The organism is Pedobacter sp. 01N416, from assembly GCF_056399685.1.
The window spans coordinates 1-1607 of sequence record NZ_JBFTRT010000822.1 but is presented as its reverse complement, the minus strand read 5'-3'; the positions used below and the strand labels follow the sequence as shown (position 1 = coordinate 1607).

The 1607-nt window shown below is 40.7% G+C and carries 1 protein-coding gene; it reads left to right on the top strand.

All coding sequences use genetic code 11. The features are described from left to right. The coding region (locus AC1DND_RS27530) for a SusC/RagA family TonB-linked outer membrane protein (protein WP_477585997.1) at positions 1-1607 on the top strand (1607 nt) is incomplete at both ends.

Genomic DNA, 1607 nt, shown 5'->3' with positions numbered 1-1607 from the left:
CATCAGCCAGTCGTTCAACGCTGTCTTTGCGCAGGATGAACGAAAAATTACCGGGAATTTAATAGACACCGAAAACATGCCAATTATTGGTGCTTCGGTTTCGGTAAAGGGCACCAACAAAGTAACGGTTACCGGAGATAAAGGTGCTTTTAGCATCTCTGCCAAAAACGGCGACAAACTCGTATTTACTTTTATGGGCTACGAAGCCAAAGAAATCACTATTGGCACCGCATCGAGCTATAAAGTAACCATAAAAGAAGCGAATACCTCACTTACAGATGTAGTTGTGGTAGGATATGGAAAAGGGTCTCGCAAGGGCTTATCAAGTGCCATTACTTCAGTAAAACCTGAGGAATTAAATAAAGGAGCTATTGCAGATGTTGGGCAGCTGCTACAGGGTAAAGTTCCGGGGCTGAATATTAGTGCCAGTGGCGACCCCAACAAACCTGCGGCCGTAATCTTACGCGGTGCATCTACCGTTAATAGTCCAGGAGCACCTTTTTATGTTATAGATGGTATCCCTGGAGCCGATATTGCGGCGATAGCACCAGCCGATATTGCATCAATTGATGTATTAAAAGATGCCGCAGCAACTGCTATTTATGGTAACCGTGCAGCTAGTGGCGTAATTATAGTAACAACAAAACGTGGTAAATCGGGCATGCCGCAGTTAAGCTATAGCGGCTATATAGCTGCCGAAAAAGTAAGTAATCAGCTTGATTTAATGGATGCTGATCAATTAAGGGCTTACCTTACAGCTAACAAGGTTGCATTTTCGCCAAATGATGATAAAGGCGAAAATGTAAATTGGATGAAAGCCATTGAGCGTTCTACAGCATATTCGCAGAACCATAACCTTTCATTTAGCGGTGGTACCGATCACAGTAACTATAGCGCCAGCTTAAACTACTTTAACAAGGAGGGTATTTTAAATAAAAGTTCATTAAATCGTATTATTGGTCGATTAAACATAGATCAGTACGCATTCAATGATAAAGTAAAATTCAGTTTAAACCTATCCAATTCGAGTAGCAAGTCTATTAACGAGCCATTACAGAACATTGTATTGTTACAGGCTGCAAAGCGCTTACCTGTTTCGCCAATTTATAATGCAGATGGAAGTTATTTCGAAAACCTGAACAATACAGGTTATTTTAATCCGGTAGCCATTGCCGATAATGCACAGGACGAAACAAAATATAACGTTTTAATTGGCGGTTTTAATACGGAAGTAAAATTGCCGTTTGGCTTTACCTATAACATTAATTTATCTTACCAGAAAACTACCGCTGCCCATGGTGAATTTTACAGCAGTTATTTTGGAAAATACCCAACATCGAACTTTTACAATAACCCCGACCCAGGCATTGGCATAGCACATACCCTGATTGGAGGTGTGTTTGGCACTAACGGCTCGGCTCTAAGAAGCAATTTTGAAAACACCAATAAAATATTAGAAACATTCTTAACCTGGGATAAGAAAATCGGCGACCATACCTTAAATGCCGTACTGGGTTACAGTTATCAGGATAATATCGTAGGTGATGGCTTTCAAACTTCAAGCACCAATTTCCCAACAGATTTCGTTGGCTTTCAAAACCTTACCC